The 18,673-nt window shown below is 36.1% G+C and carries 18 protein-coding genes; all 18 read right to left on the bottom strand.

Translation table 11 applies throughout. From position 1 onward, the window contains the following. Positions 1-40 precede the first annotated feature (40 nt). The 18 genes from F823_RS0105175 to rlmD all read right to left on the bottom strand — a co-directional run bounded on the left by F823_RS0105175 (position 41) and on the right by rlmD (position 18,482). Positions 41-1,468 (bottom strand): AlbA family DNA-binding domain-containing protein, encoded by a 1,428-nt coding sequence (locus tag F823_RS0105175; protein ID WP_036745803.1) that lies wholly within the window; start codon positions 1,466-1,468, stop codon positions 41-43. Between the two features lie 19 nt (positions 1,469-1,487). Then, positions 1,488-1,667, bottom strand: coding sequence for an AbrB/MazE/SpoVT family DNA-binding domain-containing protein (locus F823_RS0105170; protein ID WP_002846236.1), 180 nt, complete (start codon positions 1,665-1,667; stop codon positions 1,488-1,490). A gap of 83 nt (positions 1,668-1,750) precedes the next feature. Continuing rightward, positions 1,751-3,457, bottom strand: coding sequence for a DNA topoisomerase 3 (locus F823_RS0105165; protein ID WP_002846237.1), 1,707 nt, complete (start codon positions 3,455-3,457; stop codon positions 1,751-1,753). A gap of 98 nt (positions 3,458-3,555) precedes the next feature. Beyond that, positions 3,556-5,745 (bottom strand): CD1107 family mobile element protein, encoded by a 2,190-nt coding sequence (locus F823_RS0105160; protein ID WP_019595453.1) that lies wholly within the window; start codon positions 5,743-5,745, stop codon positions 3,556-3,558. Further along, entirely contained in the window at positions 5,723-5,959 is a 237-nt protein-coding gene (locus tag F823_RS0105155) for a hypothetical protein (RefSeq protein WP_000711923.1), read from the bottom strand. Before F823_RS0105155 ends, F823_RS0105160 begins: the two co-directional genes overlap by 23 nt. A gap of 12 nt (positions 5,960-5,971) precedes the next feature. Continuing rightward, the gene (locus F823_RS0105150) at positions 5,972-8,104 is read right to left on the bottom strand and encodes a CHAP domain-containing protein (protein ID WP_019595452.1); all 2,133 of its coding nucleotides are present in this window, start codon (positions 8,102-8,104) and stop codon (positions 5,972-5,974) included. Between the two features lie 4 nt (positions 8,105-8,108). Further along, on the bottom strand, positions 8,109-10,538 hold the full coding sequence (locus tag F823_RS0105145; RefSeq protein WP_002846245.1) for a VirB4-like conjugal transfer ATPase, CD1110 family: 2,430 nt from the start codon (positions 10,536-10,538) through the stop codon (positions 8,109-8,111). After that, complete coding sequence (locus F823_RS0105140) at positions 10,450-10,839, bottom strand: PrgI family protein (RefSeq protein ID WP_002846247.1); 390 nt, start codon at positions 10,837-10,839, stop codon at positions 10,450-10,452. Before F823_RS0105140 ends, F823_RS0105145 begins: the two co-directional genes overlap by 89 nt. Before the next feature lie 3 nt (positions 10,840-10,842). After that, positions 10,843-11,106, bottom strand: coding sequence for a hypothetical protein (locus F823_RS0105135; RefSeq protein ID WP_019595451.1), 264 nt, complete (start codon positions 11,104-11,106; stop codon positions 10,843-10,845). A gap of 17 nt (positions 11,107-11,123) precedes the next feature. Further along, positions 11,124-11,987 (bottom strand): VirB6/TrbL-like conjugal transfer protein, CD1112 family, encoded by an 864-nt coding sequence (locus F823_RS0105130; RefSeq protein ID WP_000466901.1) that lies wholly within the window; start codon positions 11,985-11,987, stop codon positions 11,124-11,126. Positions 11,988-12,006: 19 nt separating this feature from the next. Next, entirely contained in the window at positions 12,007-12,222 is a 216-nt protein-coding gene (locus tag F823_RS0105125) for a Maff2 family mobile element protein (RefSeq protein ID WP_000394208.1), read from the bottom strand. A 3-nt stretch (positions 12,223-12,225) separates the two neighbouring features. Next, complete coding sequence (locus F823_RS0105120) at positions 12,226-12,537, bottom strand: hypothetical protein (protein WP_002846250.1); 312 nt, start codon at positions 12,535-12,537, stop codon at positions 12,226-12,228. A gap of 165 nt (positions 12,538-12,702) precedes the next feature. Then, entirely contained in the window at positions 12,703-14,487 is a 1,785-nt protein-coding gene (locus F823_RS0105115) for a VirD4-like conjugal transfer protein, CD1115 family (protein WP_019595450.1), read from the bottom strand. Continuing rightward, a complete protein-coding gene (locus F823_RS0105110) occupies positions 14,484-14,969 on the bottom strand; it encodes a PcfB family protein (protein ID WP_019595449.1) in 486 nt (161 codons plus the stop codon). The genes F823_RS0105115 and F823_RS0105110 overlap by 4 nt, the downstream gene beginning before the upstream one ends. Continuing rightward, positions 14,966-15,817 (bottom strand): ATP-binding protein, encoded by an 852-nt coding sequence (locus F823_RS0105105; RefSeq protein WP_002846258.1) that lies wholly within the window; start codon positions 15,815-15,817, stop codon positions 14,966-14,968. The genes F823_RS0105110 and F823_RS0105105 overlap by 4 nt, the downstream gene beginning before the upstream one ends. Beyond that, a complete protein-coding gene (locus F823_RS0105100) occupies positions 15,814-16,584 on the bottom strand; it encodes a replication initiator protein A (RefSeq protein WP_000344984.1) in 771 nt (256 codons plus the stop codon). Before F823_RS0105100 ends, F823_RS0105105 begins: the two co-directional genes overlap by 4 nt. Positions 16,585-16,674: 90 nt before the next feature. Next, positions 16,675-16,956 carry a CD1845 family protein gene (locus F823_RS0105095; RefSeq protein WP_001267198.1) on the bottom strand — a complete coding sequence of 94 codons (282 nt, stop codon included), beginning with the start codon at positions 16,954-16,956 and terminating at the stop codon, positions 16,675-16,677. A gap of 161 nt (positions 16,957-17,117) precedes the next feature. Further along, positions 17,118-18,482, bottom strand: coding sequence for a 23S rRNA (uracil(1939)-C(5))-methyltransferase RlmD (gene rlmD / locus F823_RS0105085; protein WP_019595448.1), 1,365 nt, complete (start codon positions 18,480-18,482; stop codon positions 17,118-17,120). Positions 18,483-18,673: the final 191 nt, after the last annotated feature.

Genomic DNA, 18,673 nt, shown 5'->3' with positions numbered 1-18,673 from the left:
ACTCTAATCACCTTTCAATTCTATGTGCTGCAACTTACTGCTATTCAGTCAGTTCCCAATGACCATTACTTCCACTACCTATATATCGTAGATTATCTATTTCTTTTATGGTTCTTTCTATAGTCTTTACACTGACTCCAGCTTCATCTGCAATTGTTTTTCTTGTAATCTTGTCATTTTCTCTTATTTTTTCTTTTATAAACTCTACAAGAGCTATCTTATCGTGAGCGACATCCTGAGCGACACTGTGAGCGACATCCTGAGCGACACCATTTCCTCCAACTTTTTGAGTCGCTATTTTCTTTAAAGGAATAATCGTTCTAAATATATTTCCCTCCTCAAACAGAGGAAAAGCACCTGAATATAGTCTTGTATATTTATAGGTGTTTCTCATGCCGGAACCAAGCTCATCCGCAAGTCCTATTTCTCTAAACACTTTTGAAATAGCCGGATTTTTAGGGAAAGGCTCAAACTTTTGTAAATCTAATGCTCCTATTCCATGAGCCAAGTTACTGTTTTCAATGGTAATCTTCTCATCATCAATAATCATTTTGGCTGGGAAACCACTTGAATAATCTCTGTGAGCCAATGTATTAGAAACAATTTCTCTAAGTATCCTATCTCTTGCATTCACATTTACAATTCCATCTAAGACAAATAAATCATTCAAATGCTTTTGTCCAAACGCTATAAGCCTGTCATAGCTATCAATCAGATTTGTAATTACCACATCTCTATCATCATATCTGTCCTTATTTTCAACTCTAAATATTGCATCAGTTTTATGCTGTGGAAGAACAGACATAATAGAGTTGTCTTTTCCAAATAGCAAAATCGCTGCTAATGTAATGCCTTCAAGCTTTGTTTCAGGATCTGTCAGAATGAGATTTGCACTTCGGAGCAGTTCCTCATAACTCATATTTTCCCAGACATGATTTTTATTTCTTGCAACTGCCATTTTCTTGGCTTTATCAATAACATCAGTATCAAGAAATTCTATATCGAGGTTTGGATACACCTTATTCACAAAATAGCTTCCCTGTTTCCTCGCATATAGCTTATAAACAAGTTCTGCATGGTCTGTGATATTTATGTCTCCTTCATAAGACCTGTCCCATATTCTTCCGTTATGCCTGCATACCTGATAACCTTCAGGTACTCGGATATAAATCACTTTTTTACTGTCAATCTCAAATACTTCCGGTAATAAATAAAGTGGTGGGTACATCTTCTGCGAATTGTTGATAGATGTTGTAAATTCTTTAATAATCTTATCAACTTTATCTTCACTAACACCAACAATATCTCTTTTATCATTTACACCAAGTAAAATATGTCCTCCATTTCTATTGTTGAAAGAGCATACTGTATCAAAGACATCTTTGGTTAAAGCATTCCTCGATTCTTTAAATTCAACATCTATCTTTTCTCCATTTTGAATTAACTTTTTTATTTCATCTATTGTCATCTGTGTTATTTCACCACCTTTATTTATCAATGTTTTCTTCAATAAAAGTCTTGGAGTTTTGAATTTGCACTTTATCGTTATTAACTACAAAAGTAACATAATCTCCATTTTGTAAGTCCAAAAGTTCTCTTATCCTTTTCGGAATAGTAACCTGCCCTTTTGACATAACTTTTGCAGTATCCATAAATGTATCTTTCATACCCGTTTCCTTTCGCCCTACTTTTCCTACAAAAGATTATAGCATTTTTAGGGCATTTTTTCCACCTTGAAATTAGTGCCATCTTACTTGATATAAGTTGAAACCACTTCTTTTATCTCAGTTTCAATTGCCTCTAAAAAATTTTTCTTTGATGATTTTCCCTGTGCAATATCCGATAACTCCATTTCCCACTTTGCTGTTGTTTCTGCTGATTTAAAAGTATCAGCTACAATCGTTACAAGGCTGATTCCCTTATGTGTAGCAATAAGGTTCTTTTTATCTCTTTCTACAAATCCCTTGAAAATCAGATTTTCAATAATCCCTGCTCTTGTTGCAGGTGTTCCAAGTCCTTTTCGCTCAACCTCTACTCCTTTTTCCAATGCGTCATTTCCTGCAAGCTCCATCGCCTTTAGGAGAAGATCTTCCGTAAAATGCTTAGCCGGTTGAGTGTACTTTTCTTTTATTTCCTTGTTTTCAATGCTCAATACATCACCAATGTTCACATCAGGAAGTGCCATATCTTCATTTTTCTTAGACTTATATTCTTTAAGATATTTTGTAAAACCTTCATCTTTAATTGTCTTGCCTGAGCTTGTAAAAGTAAAGCTATCAAATTCAGCCACAATCTTCATTGCATTCTCAATTAAAGGATAGCCTACACTTGCATGTAGCTTATTTAAAATAAGTTCATATACCTTCAATTCACTTTCCGGAAGAGAAGTTAAGTCCTCATTCATACTGCTTTCTGTCGGTATAATCGCATGATGATCTGTAACCTTTTTAGAGTTAAATACCGTCTTGATACGCCCTGTGTCAAAATCATTCTTTCCTAAAATGTTATTAACCGTACTTACAATCATATCTTCAGTAAGGAATCTGCTGTCTGTTCTTGGATAGGTAATCAGTTTCTTTTCGTAAAGACTTTGAGCATAATCAAGTGTCTGCTTAGCTGAGTATCCAAAATACTTATTGCACTCTCTTTGAAGTGTTGTAAGGTCAAAAGACAAATCAGGCTTTGTTATCTTTTCCTTTTGAATAACATCGGTAATTTCTATCTTATCACCTACTAAATTTAAGAGCTGTTCAGCAGTAACCTCATCATCAATTCTATCTGTTGATAGTGTAAAGCCATTAAGACTTAATTCCACTGTATAATATTTTTCTTTCTTAAAATTGGCTATCTCATCATCTCTATTTACAATCATGGCAAGAGTTGGTGTTTGTACCCTCCCAACAGAATAACTCTGTTTATATAGGCACGAATACAGTCTGCTTAAATTCATTCCCACAATCCAATCTGCTATTGCTCTTGCTTGTGCAGACTCAAAAAGATTATCGTAAGAACTTCCATCTTTTAGGTTATCAAAGCCCTCTTTAATTGCACTATCTTCCATTGACGAAATCCAAAGGCGTTTCATCTTCTTTTTACAATTTGCCTGATTATAGACAAGCCTGAAGATTGCTTCTCCCTCACGCCCTGCATCGCAAGCATTTATCACGATGTCTATGTCCTTATCGTTCATGAGCTTTTTAAGAATCGTAAATTGTTTCTTTGTGGACTTTGCAATCTCATACTTATATTCTCTTGGGATAATCGGTAAATCCGCCATATTCCACTTTGCGTACTTTTCATCATAGCTTTCTGGATTTGCCATCTGAATTAAATGTCCGACACACCAGCTCACCTTGTATCTGTTTCCCTCATAGTATCCGTATTTCTTTTTTGTTGCTCCAATTACTTTTGCAATAGAAATTGCAACACTTGGCTTTTCAGCAATTACAAGTTTCATATATATTTGTCCTCCTGTTTTTCAATATAAAAGGGCGAAAGATGTTACTCTCCCGCCCTGTCTTTTACACCAAATATGAGATGGTTTTGGGTGCAAATTTATTCCAAATCATCATCTTCCTTATCTTCTGTTTCTGCTTCATCTACTTCATTTTCGCTTTCTTCCGCCTCTGAAAAGAAATCATCATCTTCCTCCTCAAAGCCTTCAAGCTCCTTATCTTCCTTTTTCTTAACGACCTTGAAATAATATCCTGCACCTAACGCTCCTGCTACTACAAGAATGAGAATTAAGTAAGTTCCCATATTGCTGCTTTCTTCTTTTTTTACTGGCTTAGGTTCTTCTTTTTTAGGTTCTTCCTTTGTAATTTCCTGTTTTGGAGCTTCTTTCTTTTCAACCATGTTAAGAAGATCGTCTTCGGATACTTCTGTTAGGAGCATAACATTCTCGCTATCCTCATCGTGATTGATGATTAGATGGAAAGTCTTGCCATTCTTAGTAGTAAAGGTAACAAACTGTCTTGCATCCGCTGAATACATATCCGTTTCTCCCTTATCACTGCTATCTCCATGATGAATCGGATAATCCTTGTTCGCATTATCCTTATTTTCCGTAACAGTTCCTCGTGCCTTTGATGGAGCAGAAGCAACTCCTTTATTGGTATTTACTGTCTTACTTGAACCATCCATAGAGGAATCCTGACTACTGTTATTGGCAGGCTGTTTCGGTGTCAGCTTATTGGGATAACGAACTTCTTTTTCTTTTCCATCGGTCTTGCTAACATTTGTGTCCTTTGTAATCTTTCCTGTATTATCCTGTGATAATGAGCCTTTACCCATATCACTTACCGATGTTTGAGGGAAGTTTCCTGTTCCTGTTTTCATTCCGGAGATAGGGCTGATTGGTGTTACAGTAGGATTATGTGTAACCGTAGCCTTGCTAACTTCATTCGTCTTTTTCTCAAGTTCCTTAATTTTCGCAGTCAGCTTCTCTATCTCCTTTTTCATATCCGCCGATAAGTCCTTATCGTTTTTGCCCTTCTCAAGTTTTTCCTTCAGCTTATCTATTTTTTCCTCAAGGTCTTTGATTTTCTCCTTTTGCTTGTCGCTTAATTTATACTTGTCCTTAATCTCCTGACTTAGCTTATCAAGTTTTTCCTGAAGTTCCTTAGATTCCTTTTCCATTTTTGAAATATCATCTTTGCTAAGCTCTGTTTGAGTTCCCTTATCTTCTGTTTTTGGCTTTTCTGTCTGCGTCTGAGCATTACTTTCTAACTTTTTTACAATTCGGATAATACTATCGCTTCCATCACCTTTTACTGTGTAGTTTACAAAATCGTCATTAAAGCTCATGTTATCAGGAAGCATTTCAAGATCAGAAGCGTCAATCACCTGATTTTTGTCAAAGGAAGCTGAATACTCCTTATATACCTTTCCATCCTGATATTGATATTTGACCTTTACTTCACTTTTTGTCTGACTTTCCTGATCCTTTGTATCCTTATTGTCTGTTTGAGTTGACGCATTCGATACTCTCTTATATAAATCCTCTAAAGGTAATTCAAGGTAGGGTACACCGGTATGAAATCTGTTCCATGTTTCAATAATCAGCTTGTCTTTAACAATCTTAATTTCTTTTACATTGTTGATATTGGGATTTGCTTCCTTTACTCTGCCAATAATAGCGTTCTTTGTTTCCTCTTTAAGCTCTCCCTCATAATCAACCGTTACTTTCTCAATATTTCTATTTAACTGTAGAACAGGGCAGGTATAGACAATGACATTTGCTTTCTTTCCTTTTACAGTTCGTTCTTCTGCATTTTCTGTAATATCTCCAATATAGTAATTATCTTTATCTCTTGGAGAAACGATACTTGTAAAAGCACCTGTCCCTACATTATGAATTCGATAATATGGATAAGTTTTCTTTGTCATATATCTTAGATCATCTAACTGATTTACCTTGTCCATATTCTCATTGGTAAAGGTTTCATTATACTTATCGAGAACTACACCGCCCTTTTCTTCAAAGGATTTTGATAAGGAAAATTTAAAGTTCAATGGCTGACCTTCCTTATTTCCTTTTCCGAGATGATAAAATCCTCTAAAGGTGTCATCTGAAGTATGATCCTCAAATTTCAGTTCATAATATGTTTCATATTTTTCAGGCGGTTCATTTGACGCAAACACTGTCTTTGCACCAACTTTTAACACCCCTAAAACTCCACCCATTAACAGGGTAAAAGCTACAACAATGGCTGTAATTCTTTTATTTTTCAAACTGGTTTTCATTTGTTTTCTCCTTTTTCACTTCTGCTTTTTCTCTGTTTACTTTTGCCATTAAATCACTGATTGTAATGTTGTTCTTTCTGCAAATGGCAATAATTTCTTCGTTTTCAAGTTCTTCCTCACGAATGAACAAAGGCTCCAATTCTTCATCAATTAGAGCCTTTTTATCTTTTAATTTCTTTATTCTGTTTTTTACTGCTGTAAGTTCTTTTTTCAAATTGTGTCCTCCTTATCTGTTTACATTTGGCGGAAAGCCGAAACCTACAGGATGGTGCTTGCAGAAAGTTGCTATCCAATCATCTAAGGTAGTTACTCTGATTCGCCCGATATTATCTATTACCTTGCCATCGCCTATATAAATTCCTACATGACCATAGGTAAGTCCTGCACTGCTTCCACTACTACTGCTTTCAACTGCAACAAGCATTCCTACCTTGAGTTTTGATTTATCTGATGTAAAGGTGTAGTTTCGGTACATATCACAGGCATTTCCTCCGATATATCCAAGTCCTGCATTTTGATAGACCTGCGATACCCACATAGCACACCAGCCTGCACCCGGAGATGGCGTAATGTATGCAGCATTTACAATCTTCTTTTGAACTTCCGTAGAAGCCTCATACTCTTTTCCGCCTCCGATACCTCCATTGGAAGCAATAAGGTCGCTATTGCCAAAGGCTTCTCCCATATTGCCTTGAGCAAGGAATAAGGCTTCATAGTGTTTCAGATTATCAGGATAGTTCGCAAAGACTTCTCTGATGATACTGTCCATTTCCCTTTTATGAAGGGTTACAATGAGTTTCTTATACTCATAAGGTTCTTCATGGCTTTCGGTATATTCGTTTCCATCTTCATCGGTATAGGTATCTGTAACTGTCCTGTATCTGATTTCCACTTCTTCCTTATACTCAAGGTCATACATGGACTTAAAAAGCTCATTTAATACAGAACTTACTTCTGATACATTCTTTACTTCTCCACACCTTGATGTAATGTAGGATAAAAGCTCATGGACATTATGACCGATGTACTCTGTGTTATTTAGGATGTACTCGTCATATCCGGGATAATTTTCTTTGACATGATCAACCTCATTTTGAAGCTCACTTTCCATAGCGGAAAAATTCTGATTGATTTCATTTAGGACATTTGGCTTTGACAAATAGCTTGTTGTAAGAACAGAACTTGTGGAGTTCATAAAGCCTGTCATTCCCGTTCCTGCAAAGTTGATAAAGAAAGTTCCCAAAATAATAAGACCTATGAAAATAATCATAAGTCCCTTTGCTTTTCTTAATATGACTTCCTTTGAACTTTTAAGACTTCCTATAAGCCCTTCCTTAATGCGATCTCTAAGCCTTGACTTATTCTGCCTTTTAATGGAATCTTTCATCTGCTTTCGCTTTTGAAATCGCTTAAAGTTATTTGCTTTTTGATACTCCTGTGTCTTTTTCAGCTCCTCTTTGGCATCTCGAAACTCTAACTTGGATTTTCGCTTTCTGATTTTATAGTCCTTATTCGTAAGGTCATATCCTTTTTTTGCTCTTTTCTTATCTGAATAGTTCTTAATGCCATGAATAAGTTTTGAGCTTGTGTCGGCTGTTTTTTCTCCTGCCTCTACCCCTTGATTTTCATCACTTCCATGTGATAAGTAATCTCTTACGGTTTCACTTCCTTTAGCAAGTCCTGATAAAGCGGACACCTTAGAAGCCTTATCCCTAAAAGTTCTTTCCTGTTCTTTAGAAAGCCTGTTTTTCTTTTCTCTATCAAGAATGGCTTCTTTTCCGCTTTTTTTATTGTCAGCCTTTTCCTCTTTGGCTTCTTTGTCCTTTTTTCTGGTATAGAGCTTATCGGAATAATTTTTTCTCTTATAATTTTTCTTTTGAGCTTTTTGGCTTGTTGAAAAGCCTTTTGTATCTTCTGCTTTATGATGAAGGTTGTCCTCTACATCATAGGTTGACTCAAAATAGTCGCTGTCCCTAAAGTCATTGTCATATCTGTCTATAATCCCATCATTGTCGAGGTCTTTTCCTAAAGGATCATAGATTTTTCCATCCTTAACCTCAGTATCATAATCCGCTTTCCCGATTTCTTCCTGACTTACACTTCCTGTTTCAGGACTTCTATACCTTGCATTTCTTTTAGAAGTTTTTCCGTTTAATTCAGTTTCTGCACTTCTCTTACTGACCTTTTCATGAACCTTATCTTGAAATCTGTCTTTGTCATGGACGATTTTCCCTCTGTAATCATCATTATGCTTTAGTTTATTTTCTTCAGGCTCTATTCCGCCATTACTTTGCAGCCTTTCCTTTTCAATCCTTGCCCTTTGCCTTTCCTTAAAGTCCTTTTTCAGTTTCTTTCCCATAAGCCTACCTCACTTCTTCAGGCTTAGTTGTCATCTTCTGATAAAGAATTGTATCTTTCGGGAACTTATCAAGGAAAGGTACAATGGTATTCCCAAAAAACAAAAGTCCTTCTCCTGCATTGGAATTGGTTACATATTTTAGCTGTGGCTGTGAGATTTTAAGTTTCCTTGCTAAAATTTCTCTATCGCCTGAAGCCTGATTAAGCATTAAAACAAAGTCCGTATTATCAAAGATATTCTCAATTTCCTTGCTCATCAGTAGGTCTTTGACATTTTGTGTAATGCCTGTCGGGATTCCTCCCCACTTACGAAATCTTTTCCAAATCTCTACGGAATAGGAAGCTGTCTGCTCGTCTTTTAAAAGCAAGTGAAACTCGTCTATATAGTACCTTGTAGCCTTATTTCCTCTGTTTTGCGATACCTTATTCCATACCTGATCCTGAATAACAAGCATTCCGATTTTTTTAAGCTGCGAGCCTAACTCCTTAATATCAAAACAAAGAAGCTGCTTATTTAAGTCCACATTGGACTGATGGTTAAATACATTAAGAGAGCCTGTTACATAAATCTCCATTTCCGTTGCCAGCTTCTTGCCGACTTTTTCTTCCTGATTTTTTAACATATCATATAGGTTTTGAAGAATCGGCATATTACAAGGCTTTGGATTTTCAAAATACTTTTCATAAATCTTAGGAAGGCATCTGTCTATAACCGACTTTTCTTCTGCTGTAAGACCACTACCGCCAACGACAAGCTCAAGCATAGACATAATAAAGTTTGCTTTGTCCTTTAGTGGTGCGTCCCCATCGCCATAGTTCATATTGATGTCAAGGGGATTAAGGTAGTCTTTTGACTTACTACTGACCTTTATGACTTCTCCTTTAAACTGACGCACAAGGTTTCCGTACTCGCCTTCCGGATCGCAGATAATTACATCATCATCGGTTGTAAGAATAGCATTTGCCATTTCTCTTTTTGCACTAAAGGATTTACCACTTCCCGGAGTTCCGAGAATTAAACCGTTCGGGTTTTTCAATTTCTTTCTATCTGCCATAATCAGGTTATGGCTTAGGGCATTTAGTCCATAATACAAACTGTTCGCCGAATTTATGAAAAGCTCCTCTGTGGTAAAAGGCATAAATACTGCCGTAGATGATGAGGTTAGTCCTCTGTCAATTTCAATCTTATTTACCCCAAGTGGAAGTACACTGATTAAGCCCTGCTCCTGTGAGTGATCAAGTCTTTTTAACTTGCAATTATGCTTATTGGCAATAGAGCTGATTTGAGAAATGGTATTGTCCAGCTTTTGAATCGTCTTTGCAAAGTTCATAAAGATAATGGTTACAACAAACATTCTTTCATCTCTTGTCTGGAGGTCTTTTAAAAGGCTTTTTACATCTTCTCCATAGGTGATTAAATCACTTGGAAGAATGTCCATATCATATCCCGACCTTACAGCCTTTTTGTTTTCCTCAATCTTCATCTTGTCAATATCGGTATTTTTTCTTTTTACCATCTTGATGGCTTCCGACTGCTCGATTGCCTTGATATGAAAAGAGATATTGATGTTATCATCTATATCCAAAAACTCAGCAAGCATACGGTCGGAAAGCTCACTTGCAAGGATTTGAAAATGACTTGCCGCTCCAATAAACTTTCCAAACTTAAAATACCTTGACGGTGTAAAGTTAAATTCATCAGGAACAATGTATGTCTTTGTGCTTTCTTTCTTCTTTAAGTCCTTATATGAAAATTCAAAGGTCTTATTCGGATTTAAAACATCATGAAGTATCTTCAGCCTTTCCTCTCCGTTAAGGCTTTCTGCTCTTACTCCCATACTTTTAAGACTCGATAATATATCTATCTCCAGTCTTTCCAGTTTTGATGTTGCCTGCTCTAAATTATCCGCTTCCACCGTAAAGGTTACATACTTTGATTTTTTCAGTCCGTTATTTCCCTTTACAATCTGGCTTTTCAGCATTTCTCTAAACTCAAGGCGAATATCGTCAAACCCGTCCTTTTTATCCGGTATTTGAATAGCTGATTTCATTTCTTCATTTCTGCCAAGCTGATTAATATATGAAAACTCTATGCTGACACTTGGATCAAAGGAATTAAGAAAATTTGCAAACTGATTAAAAATCAAATCTCTATCTTCTTCTAAGGCAAGCTGATAGTTTATATCCTCAAAGGCGATACTCTTATTAAAATGCTTTTCATCAATCTGACATATCCCGCTTTTTAAAAGTCTAAGGTAGGGAATGGTATCTTCAACAGTGTATCTTTTCGGTTCTTTCCTAAAGATAAGGTCAAGTAATCCGCTCCTGTCTTTTTTAGACTTTCCCTTATTTTGCTTTAAGTCCTGTTTTTGACTTCTTAACTTCTTTTGGTTTTGTTCTAACTTTAGCTGCTGAATCTTTCTTTTGTCTTTCAAAGTAAACCTCCTTTCTCACTCTTTTTTGTGGCTGATAAAATTTGTGAAGGTAAATATACTTAAAATATTTCTCAAAGCTAAGTCCGTCCTTTTCAAAAAGAGTTATGAAAAATATAGGGAGAGTGGACACAATGAGAAAGATGACTGCTATATCATTTGGAACAACCTTTCGCATAAATAAATAGATTGGTATTCCAATCAGTCCTGCAATCGTAAAACCTATCAGTTGTCTTTTTGTAAGGTTAAATGCAACCTTTGTTTTTACCTTCTTTAAGTCTTTTGGAATAGGTACATACGCCATAACTTACCTCCCATCTTCTTTACCCTTTGAAAGCTCCTCTATATGCTCATATACGGAGCCGATTTCTTCCTGAATACTTGCAATCTGTTCATCTGTACTTCTGTTATATCTTTCCTGCATTAGACAAAAATCATTGTGGCAGCGACCGATGTCCTTTGTTCTTTCTTCCAAGTCATTCACTTTGCTGTGAAGCCTGATTCTATCCATCACTGCCAAAATACCTGTTCCAACTGCTACTGCTATCAATACTGTTTTTCTTTTGTTCATCATATATTTCCTTTCTTTTAGTGTGCATTTAATACGCTTTTGGCCAGTGTTCCGCTCTTTAGCATCATTAACCCCAGCAAAACCGCATATCCAAGTATCGTAAATGTACTTGTGTGTATATCTGTTATCTGTATTGTCTTAACTAATACTGCGTATATTCCAAGACAAACCATTAAAAAGAGTCCTTGTAAGCCTATGGCAAATAAGCCTTTGATATAGTTTGTTCCGATTTGTCCCCACTCTTTGTTTCCCATTGTGGCAAAAGGAATGGCTGAAACGGATGAGTAAACATAAATCTCAAACATTCTGCCGTATACCACAAGCATAATCACAATGGAAATGACCTGTATTGCCACCTTTATGAGCGAGGTTTCAAAGAGTATCATGACAAGCTCTCCAAGACCTTTATCTTTTAAGCCTTCTACCATCGTTACAATCTGATCTCCGGAGATAACGGCAGAGGTGTTAATTACCCCTGCCGCTTTATTTACCATGTGCTGTGCCACATCAAAGACTGCCATAGAAAACTGAAAAGCGTGAGACACTAACCATACGGCAATCCACATCTTTATGATGTATTTGAAAAATTCAAAGGTATCCGTATCGTGCATATTGTTCTTTTGCATAACCATATTGATAAGCTCGATACAAAGGACTGCCGTTATGATTAGCCCTGCAATGGGGATAATGACAGAGTCGTTAATGCTTTTGATAAAACTAAAAACCTGTCCGTTCCACCCCATTGGTGTCTTTCCCACATCCGTTGCAATCGCACCAACTTTATCGTTGATATCAAGAAACATGGACTCTAAGTTTGCTTGGATACCGCCCAGTAGAAGATCTTTGAAAAACTCCTCTATCTTGTCGAATATTCCAAACATTTAATTTCTCCTTTTCTTCTTACTTGAGTACATTTGCAAGTAGTGGAATTAGCTTTAATCCGATTAAGACGATACCGCCTCCAGCCATAAGCTGCTTAATGCCCTGAGATTTTGCACCCGGATTGTCATTACCATAACCTTCCATCAGGTTAATTACACCCCATGCTCCAAGTCCTGCACCTACTGCCATAACTAAAATCTTTAATACATTAACTGCCTGTGTAAAAAATTCCATAATTTATTCCTCCTCGTTTTCTTCTTTCTTTTCAATTTTGTTATATGACTTCACAACAAAGTTTTTGTAAGTCTTTCCCTCTTTTTCACGCTTCTTGAAGTAGCCAAAGATATGGATCAAATCGCCCTTTTCAAAATCCTTTGCTTTCTCCGCTTTTTCTCCATAGGCTGCACAATTGATATATTCCTTACCTTTTCCGTACTTTTTTACAAGCGTAAAGTTTGCAACTTCAACCGTTTCTCCCTCTTTGTCAAAACTTGAAAAAGTTGGTTCTGCCAATAAGTTGGCATTGATGTTAATCATTTCTTGCTTCATTAAAAATTTCTCCTTTTCTCTTCAATAAAAAAAGCGATCGGAGTTTTTCTTTTCCAATCGCTGATACTCTTGCTATTTAGTTTTCCTTAGTGGGACTTCTTATCCTTACCATCTTTCCTCCTGATTTTGAGTAATAAAAAAGCAGCAAATCTATGTTCTTTAGACTTACTGCACTCTTGTAATAACCGTTTCTCTATTTAATTTTGCTTTCCCTTTTCTCTTGATATATTCCTCAATATTAAAGGCATTTTTCTTATTAAAATCTTCAAGTAACTTGTAATTCTTGTGCTTTGTAATATCAAATTTATCTGATAAAAACGGTCTTACACCTCTAAGCTGAAAGATACATTTACTGCCATCCATAACCGTTATCTCATCTTGACTCATCAGCTCTTTTCCTGTCTTTTGGTAATTGAGTCCATAACTATTAGCATTGGAGCGTGTTTCAGAAGTGTTATATAGATCTATCGTTTCCTTTCCAAGCGTTTCTGATAGCTCTTTTAATGTGGTCTTTTCCTTTCCACCTAAAAACAATGTACTATCACAGTTGCCCACGATTGTGTCAGCATTATCCTTATATATCGCCTTTAACTGAGATTGTGCTTGCAAAATAATGCTTGCAGATATTTCTCTTGAACGGATTGTCGCTATTAACTTCTCAAACTTTGGAATTAAGCCGATATTTGCAAACTCGTCAAGCAAGCACCTTACATGAACAGGTAATCTTCCTCCATACTCATCATCTGCCTTATCACAAAGTAGATTAAATAACTGTGAGTACATGATAGATACCACAAAGTTAAAAGTATCATCTGTATCAGATATAATGACAAAAAGTGCTGTCTTTCTATCTCCAAGAGTATCAAGCTCAAGTTCATCTTCTTTCATCAAGTCCCTAAGCTCCTGAATATCAAAAGGAGCAAGTCTTGCACCACATGAAATAAGAATAGACTTCGCCGTTTTTCCAGCAGCAAGTTTGTATTTCTTATATTGCTTTACCGCAAAGTGCGTAGGCTCTTTCTTTTCCAATGCTTCAAATAGTCTATCAATGGGATTCATATAGGTTTCATCATCTTCTCTGACTTCTGAAGCATCTATCATATCCAGTAGTGTCGCAAAGTTCTTTTCTTCTCTTGGAGCTTCATAAAAAATATAACCTATCAAAGCCGTATAGTAGAGTTTCTCGGCTTTCACCCAAAAATCTTCACCTGCTTTTTCACCCTCTCCCTTAGTATTTGCAATGATTGTCTGTACCAATTTAAGTATGTCTTTTTCACTTCTGAGATAGGCGAATGGATTGTACTTCATACTCTTTTTAAAGTTGATGGTATTTAAGATTTTTATCTCATAGCCATTATCTTCAAGCATCTTCCCACACTCAATGACTATTGTTCCTTTTGGATCTGTTACGCAATATGACGAGTGCATTTGCATTAGGTTTGGCTTTACATAAAATCTTGTTTTTCCGGAGCCTGAACCGCCAATAACAAGTACATTCTTATTTCTTGCATACTTTGGATTAGCAGGTCTACCATTCATAGTTAATCGTTCCGTTTGAGTAAGCAAGATATTGTTTTGGAACTTTTCATCCACATACGGCTCTATATCTTTTCTCGTTCCCCATCGTGCTGATCCATACTCTTTCCCTTGTCTGAACTTTTTTGCATTTTTGCCTTTGGTATAGACAATAAATTTAATTATAGCTGCCACTCCTACGCCCATTAAAATGTCAGAAGGATGAATACTTGGAATAAAACTCATGGTATTAAGCTCTAATATTCCTTGAAAGATTTTATCTATTACATCGCCACCTGTATAGGCTCTTACATGATGAGAAAAGATATTGCCAACATAGAAAAATGCAAGATGGGGAGTATTCTGCTTTAGAAACTTTGCCTTATCTTGCACCTTAAATAAGCCTTTGATGTCTTTTAGTATCTTATCTATCATAGGCTCTGCTCCTTTTGTTTATTCTTAACTTTATCTTTAGAAACAGTGTTCTTTGCCATCTCCTTAAACTTCTCAATATTCTTATGAATGGACTCTTTCCTTTCCATTTTCTTTTCTGATTCTGAAAGAGCGTGTTTGAAGGCTTTATCCATGACTTTCATATCTTTTGCTTGAAAGAATACGGAGTATTTTCCACTTTCCTTATCTTTCATCACTGAAAACTTGACTCCGTATCTGTTCAGTTCCTTTTTTAACTCTTTCAGCTCAGCTTCTTCTACCGGAATTTCTTCAAGCTGTCCCTTTTTAACCATATCTTTTAGCTTTACTTCATTTCCGTTAGCATTAACCAGCTTTTCCAGTCCTCCAAGTTTTTCTGCTTCTTTCATCAATTTCTTTAATAAGTTCAGAATTAGCTTTCCCGTTACTTTGGCAGCTTTCACTTCCATATTCAGCGTTTTTCTTGCAATTTCTTCATTGATCAAGTTCTCTCACCTCCAGTCAGTAATCTTTCTTTATTCCTCTTTAATTTTTCTTCCTGAATAACTTTCCTGTAATCTTCTCCGAGTACCATCACAGGAATACACATCTCGATAATTCTTGAGTAAATTCTTTGGTATTCCACACTCTCCGTACAGTTTTCAATTTGGCTGTATGAAAGATTTGTGGTAAAGATTGTTGGCTTATGCTTTAAGTACCTGTTATTCACAATGTTATATACCTGCTCTTTGGCATAGCTTGTATCTCTTTCAATTCCTAAATCATCTAAGATGAGAACGGAAGTGTTTACAAGGGATTCGATATATGCGTTTTTATCAAGGTCAAATCCGCCTTTTTGAAGTTCGTTGATTATTTGTGAAAAGTTTCTAATCTTGACGCTTATCTGATACTGTTCAATCAGTGCATTGGCAATAGAGCAGGCAAGATAGGTCTTTCCGCTACCCACCGAACCATAAAACAAAAGTCCGATGTTTTCTTTTTTCATCAGTTCATAATCTTTTACAAAATTCTTTGCGATAATAAGGCTCTGATTTTCTTTTCCCTGATAGTTTTCAAAGGTATATGACCACTGAATCATGGATGTGAAGCAGATACTTTTTAGTCTCTCGATTTCAAGCTGCTTTTGTCTTTCTTTTTCTTTTGCTTCTCTATCTCTATCGCATTTACAAACTGTCTTAAATATCATCTGCCTTCCGAAAAATTCTAATGCTTTTCCATCTTTTCTTTCGTGGCACACTTTACAGTAGGCGTGTCCGTCTTTGATGTATTCTTTTTCAGGATTGAAGCTGTATTCCACATCTTCTATCATCACTTTCTCTAATTCTTTAATCATAAATGTACTCCCTTGTTATATTCCTCCCATGTAGGGATATTGGTTTTTTTCTTACTTCCCTGATCTTTATAAAACCAAGAAAGAATTGTTGCTTTATGGTCTTTATATGTCTTTCCAGTACTTTGAAGATAGGTTGATAATCTCTCAATGTAGTTATCAAGCTCTCCTGCCATTTTTATTTGTAATTCGCCTATATCCTCATTCTTTAAAAAAACATTTTGAAATGTTCCAAGTCCGTTTTCCCCAAAACTATATTCTCTCTTACTATACTTACTCTTATTATTCTCTATATAGTTAGAGTCAACATTTTGAACTTCCTGAAGTTCATTTTCTTTACTTCTGAGGTTAAAATCTTTTACTTCTGAAGTTAAGTTTTTTGACTTCTGAAAGTCATTTTCTTTTACCGCTATTATGCTCATAAAATCTTTAACATAAATGACATTCGGCTTACCAAGTCCAAGCCTTACTCTTTCAATCAGTCCTATTCCTTTTTTGCTGTCTAACTCGTCCAATGTTTTTATGGCAGTAGGCTTTGAGATATTTCTTCTTCTCATAATTTCTTCAACAGTAAAATAGATAAATACTCTGCCTTCCTTGTCCACCCAGTTATTCTTAAAGGACATTCCTGTGCGTTTCAAAAGCATGGAGTATAGGATAATGGCTTCAGCAGACAGTCCCTTAAATTCTTCTCCGTCTACTAATATTTCAGGCACTTTCAGAAAGTTAAATCGCTCTGCTTCTCTGTTATAGAAATAGTCAAAGTCCATGCAAGATCACCTCCCTCCTTAAAAATTTGCAAAGAAAAAGACGATAGTTTTTTCATCTATCGCCTTTGGTAACCATTTTTATGAAATTTTTTAGATTGATTTTATTGCCTCATTGATACCTTGTAAAAAAGCTATAACAGTTGCACCAACCATCGGTATTCCGTATGGACTAACTAAGAATCCAATAATCAATGCTTCTATTCCGATGGTAACTTCTTTTTGCAGAAAAGATGCAATTGCTCCAAATATACAAAACATCATCAGCAAATATAGTAGGGCTGTTCCGATACCAAGTAGAAATGTCAGAAATGCTGTGAGGATACTTAACACCAAGCTAATTGGGAATAAGATTATTTTTATTATCCATCTCATAATTTCTTATTCCTCACTTTCAAAAACATTCTTTGTATCTCCACACACCATATCAATGCAAACATTCACATCCATATAATTTTTTAAGACTTTTTTTCGTCCTCCCTCTCCGTCTTCTACAAATACATAATGTTTGTAAAACTGCTTAAAATGCAGGATTTTCACGATTTCACTCTTTGTATCAACGCTATGCACTCCACATGAACTGAGTGAGCAAATAAGTCAACAGGCTGCACCTTCTCGCACCTGTATCCCCTGTCCTCCAGATACCTCAAGTCCCTAGCCAGCGTACTAGGATTACAACTCACATACACAACCCTCTCAGGCTCCATCTCAACAATAGTATCAAGAACCTTCTCATCACAGCCCTTTCTTGGAGGGTCGACCACTACAACATTGGCCCTCTTCCCCTGCTTGTAGATCTCAGGCACCACTTCCTCAGCCTTACCGACAAATAACTCCAGATTGTCCATACCATTAAGCTTTGCATTTATCCTAGCATCCTTGATAGCATCCTCAACTATCTCGACCCCATATACAAACTCAGCCTTTTGGGCCAAGAAAAGAGAAATAGATCCTATACCACAGTAGATATCAAATACCCTGTCACCCTCTTTTAAGTCTGCAAACTCAAGAGCCTTATTATACAGAATCTCCGTCTGAACTGGGTTTACTTGGAAAAATGACAAAGGAGAAATCTCGAACTTCAAGTCACCAATGTTATCTATTATCTTACCATCACCAAACTTGTTGATATTCTTCCTACCAAGTATCACATTAGTCCTGTCCTTATTTATATTCACCACCAAACTATTAAATCCTTCAATACTTTCCTTTAATTTTCCGACTAACCTATCTATATTTTTAAACCTATCCTCAGTAGCAACTAGGACAACCATAACCTGACCACTTGTAAATCCGCACTTAGTAACAATATGCCTTAAGACACCACTATGAGACTTTTCATCATAGATACTGATATTTTCCTCAGCAATATAGTCTCTTATTATTTCAATAATTTCATCATTCTTTACATCTTGAATTACACACTTATCCACATCTATAATGTCGTGACTCTTCTTTTTATAGAAACCAATCTTGACCTTGCCATTCTCCAACCTAACAGGGAACTGAGCCTTGTTACGATACCTAAAAGGATTCTCCATACCTATAGCATCTAGAACTTCAACGTCTTCAAGACCACCAATCCTTCTTAGGTCCTCTCTTACAATATTAGTCTTTAACTCCAGCTGCTTTTTATAATCCAACTCCTGAATCTGGCAACCACCACACTGGCTATACTTAGGATTACAGACCCTCTCAACCCTATGAGGAGATTTTTCCTTAACCTTGGATATCACACCCTCAGCATACTTTTTCTTGGACTTTGTGATCTTAACATCCACAGTTTCCCCAAGTAATGCACCATCCACAAATACAGTAAATCCATCATGCTTTCCTATGCCGACACCATTCTGCCCCATATCTACTATATTACATTCATATTTTTTTCCCTTTTCTAACACACTTCCACCATCCTATTATAATAATCTATTTAACACAAAATCTAATTTCCAATTTTTTATCACCCTATATTATATCATATACAATACCATTAATTTATAATAATCTATTTTATTCCTGCACCTATAGTCTTAGTTGTCAATACATATGTTACACTTACGAGAAAGTTTTTCAAAATACTTGCTATTTTATC

The organism is Peptostreptococcus anaerobius VPI 4330 = DSM 2949, assembly GCF_000381525.1.
In the GTDB taxonomy this organism is placed as follows: domain Bacteria; phylum Bacillota; class Clostridia; order Peptostreptococcales; family Peptostreptococcaceae; genus Peptostreptococcus; species Peptostreptococcus anaerobius.
Note: the sequence above shows the minus strand (reverse complement) of the source record. Positions and strands in the feature narration are given on the sequence as shown.

Coding starts and splice junctions, on each gene's coding strand:
- F823_RS0105150 (WP_019595452.1), bottom strand. CDS start 8,104: ATGGGAAAGAAACTGAAAAAGGACTTTAAGGAAAGGCAAAGGGCAAGG.
- F823_RS0105105 (WP_002846258.1), bottom strand. CDS start 15,817: ATGATTAAAGAATTAGAGAAAGTGATGATAGAAGATGTGGAATACAGC.
- F823_RS0105120 (WP_002846250.1), bottom strand. CDS start 12,537: ATGAAGCAAGAAATGATTAACATCAATGCCAACTTATTGGCAGAACCA.
- F823_RS0105115 (WP_019595450.1), bottom strand. CDS start 14,487: ATGATAGATAAGATACTAAAAGACATCAAAGGCTTATTTAAGGTGCAA.
- F823_RS0105100 (WP_000344984.1), bottom strand. CDS start 16,584: ATGGACTTTGACTATTTCTATAACAGAGAAGCAGAGCGATTTAACTTT.
- F823_RS0105170 (WP_002846236.1), bottom strand. CDS start 1,667: ATGAAAGATACATTTATGGATACTGCAAAAGTTATGTCAAAAGGGCAG.
- F823_RS0105175 (WP_036745803.1), bottom strand. CDS start 1,468: ATGACAATAGATGAAATAAAAAAGTTAATTCAAAATGGAGAAAAGATA.
- F823_RS0105135 (WP_019595451.1), bottom strand. CDS start 11,106: ATGAACAAAAGAAAAACAGTATTGATAGCAGTAGCAGTTGGAACAGGT.
- F823_RS0105160 (WP_019595453.1), bottom strand. CDS start 5,745: ATGAAAACCAGTTTGAAAAATAAAAGAATTACAGCCATTGTTGTAGCT.
- F823_RS0105125 (WP_000394208.1), bottom strand. CDS start 12,222: ATGGAATTTTTTACACAGGCAGTTAATGTATTAAAGATTTTAGTTATG.
- F823_RS0105165 (WP_002846237.1), bottom strand. CDS start 3,457: ATGAAACTTGTAATTGCTGAAAAGCCAAGTGTTGCAATTTCTATTGCA.
- F823_RS0105140 (WP_002846247.1), bottom strand. CDS start 10,839: ATGGCGTATGTACCTATTCCAAAAGACTTAAAGAAGGTAAAAACAAAG.
- F823_RS0105095 (WP_001267198.1), bottom strand. CDS start 16,956: ATGAGATGGATAATAAAAATAATCTTATTCCCAATTAGCTTGGTGTTA.
- F823_RS0105130 (WP_000466901.1), bottom strand. CDS start 11,987: ATGTTTGGAATATTCGACAAGATAGAGGAGTTTTTCAAAGATCTTCTA.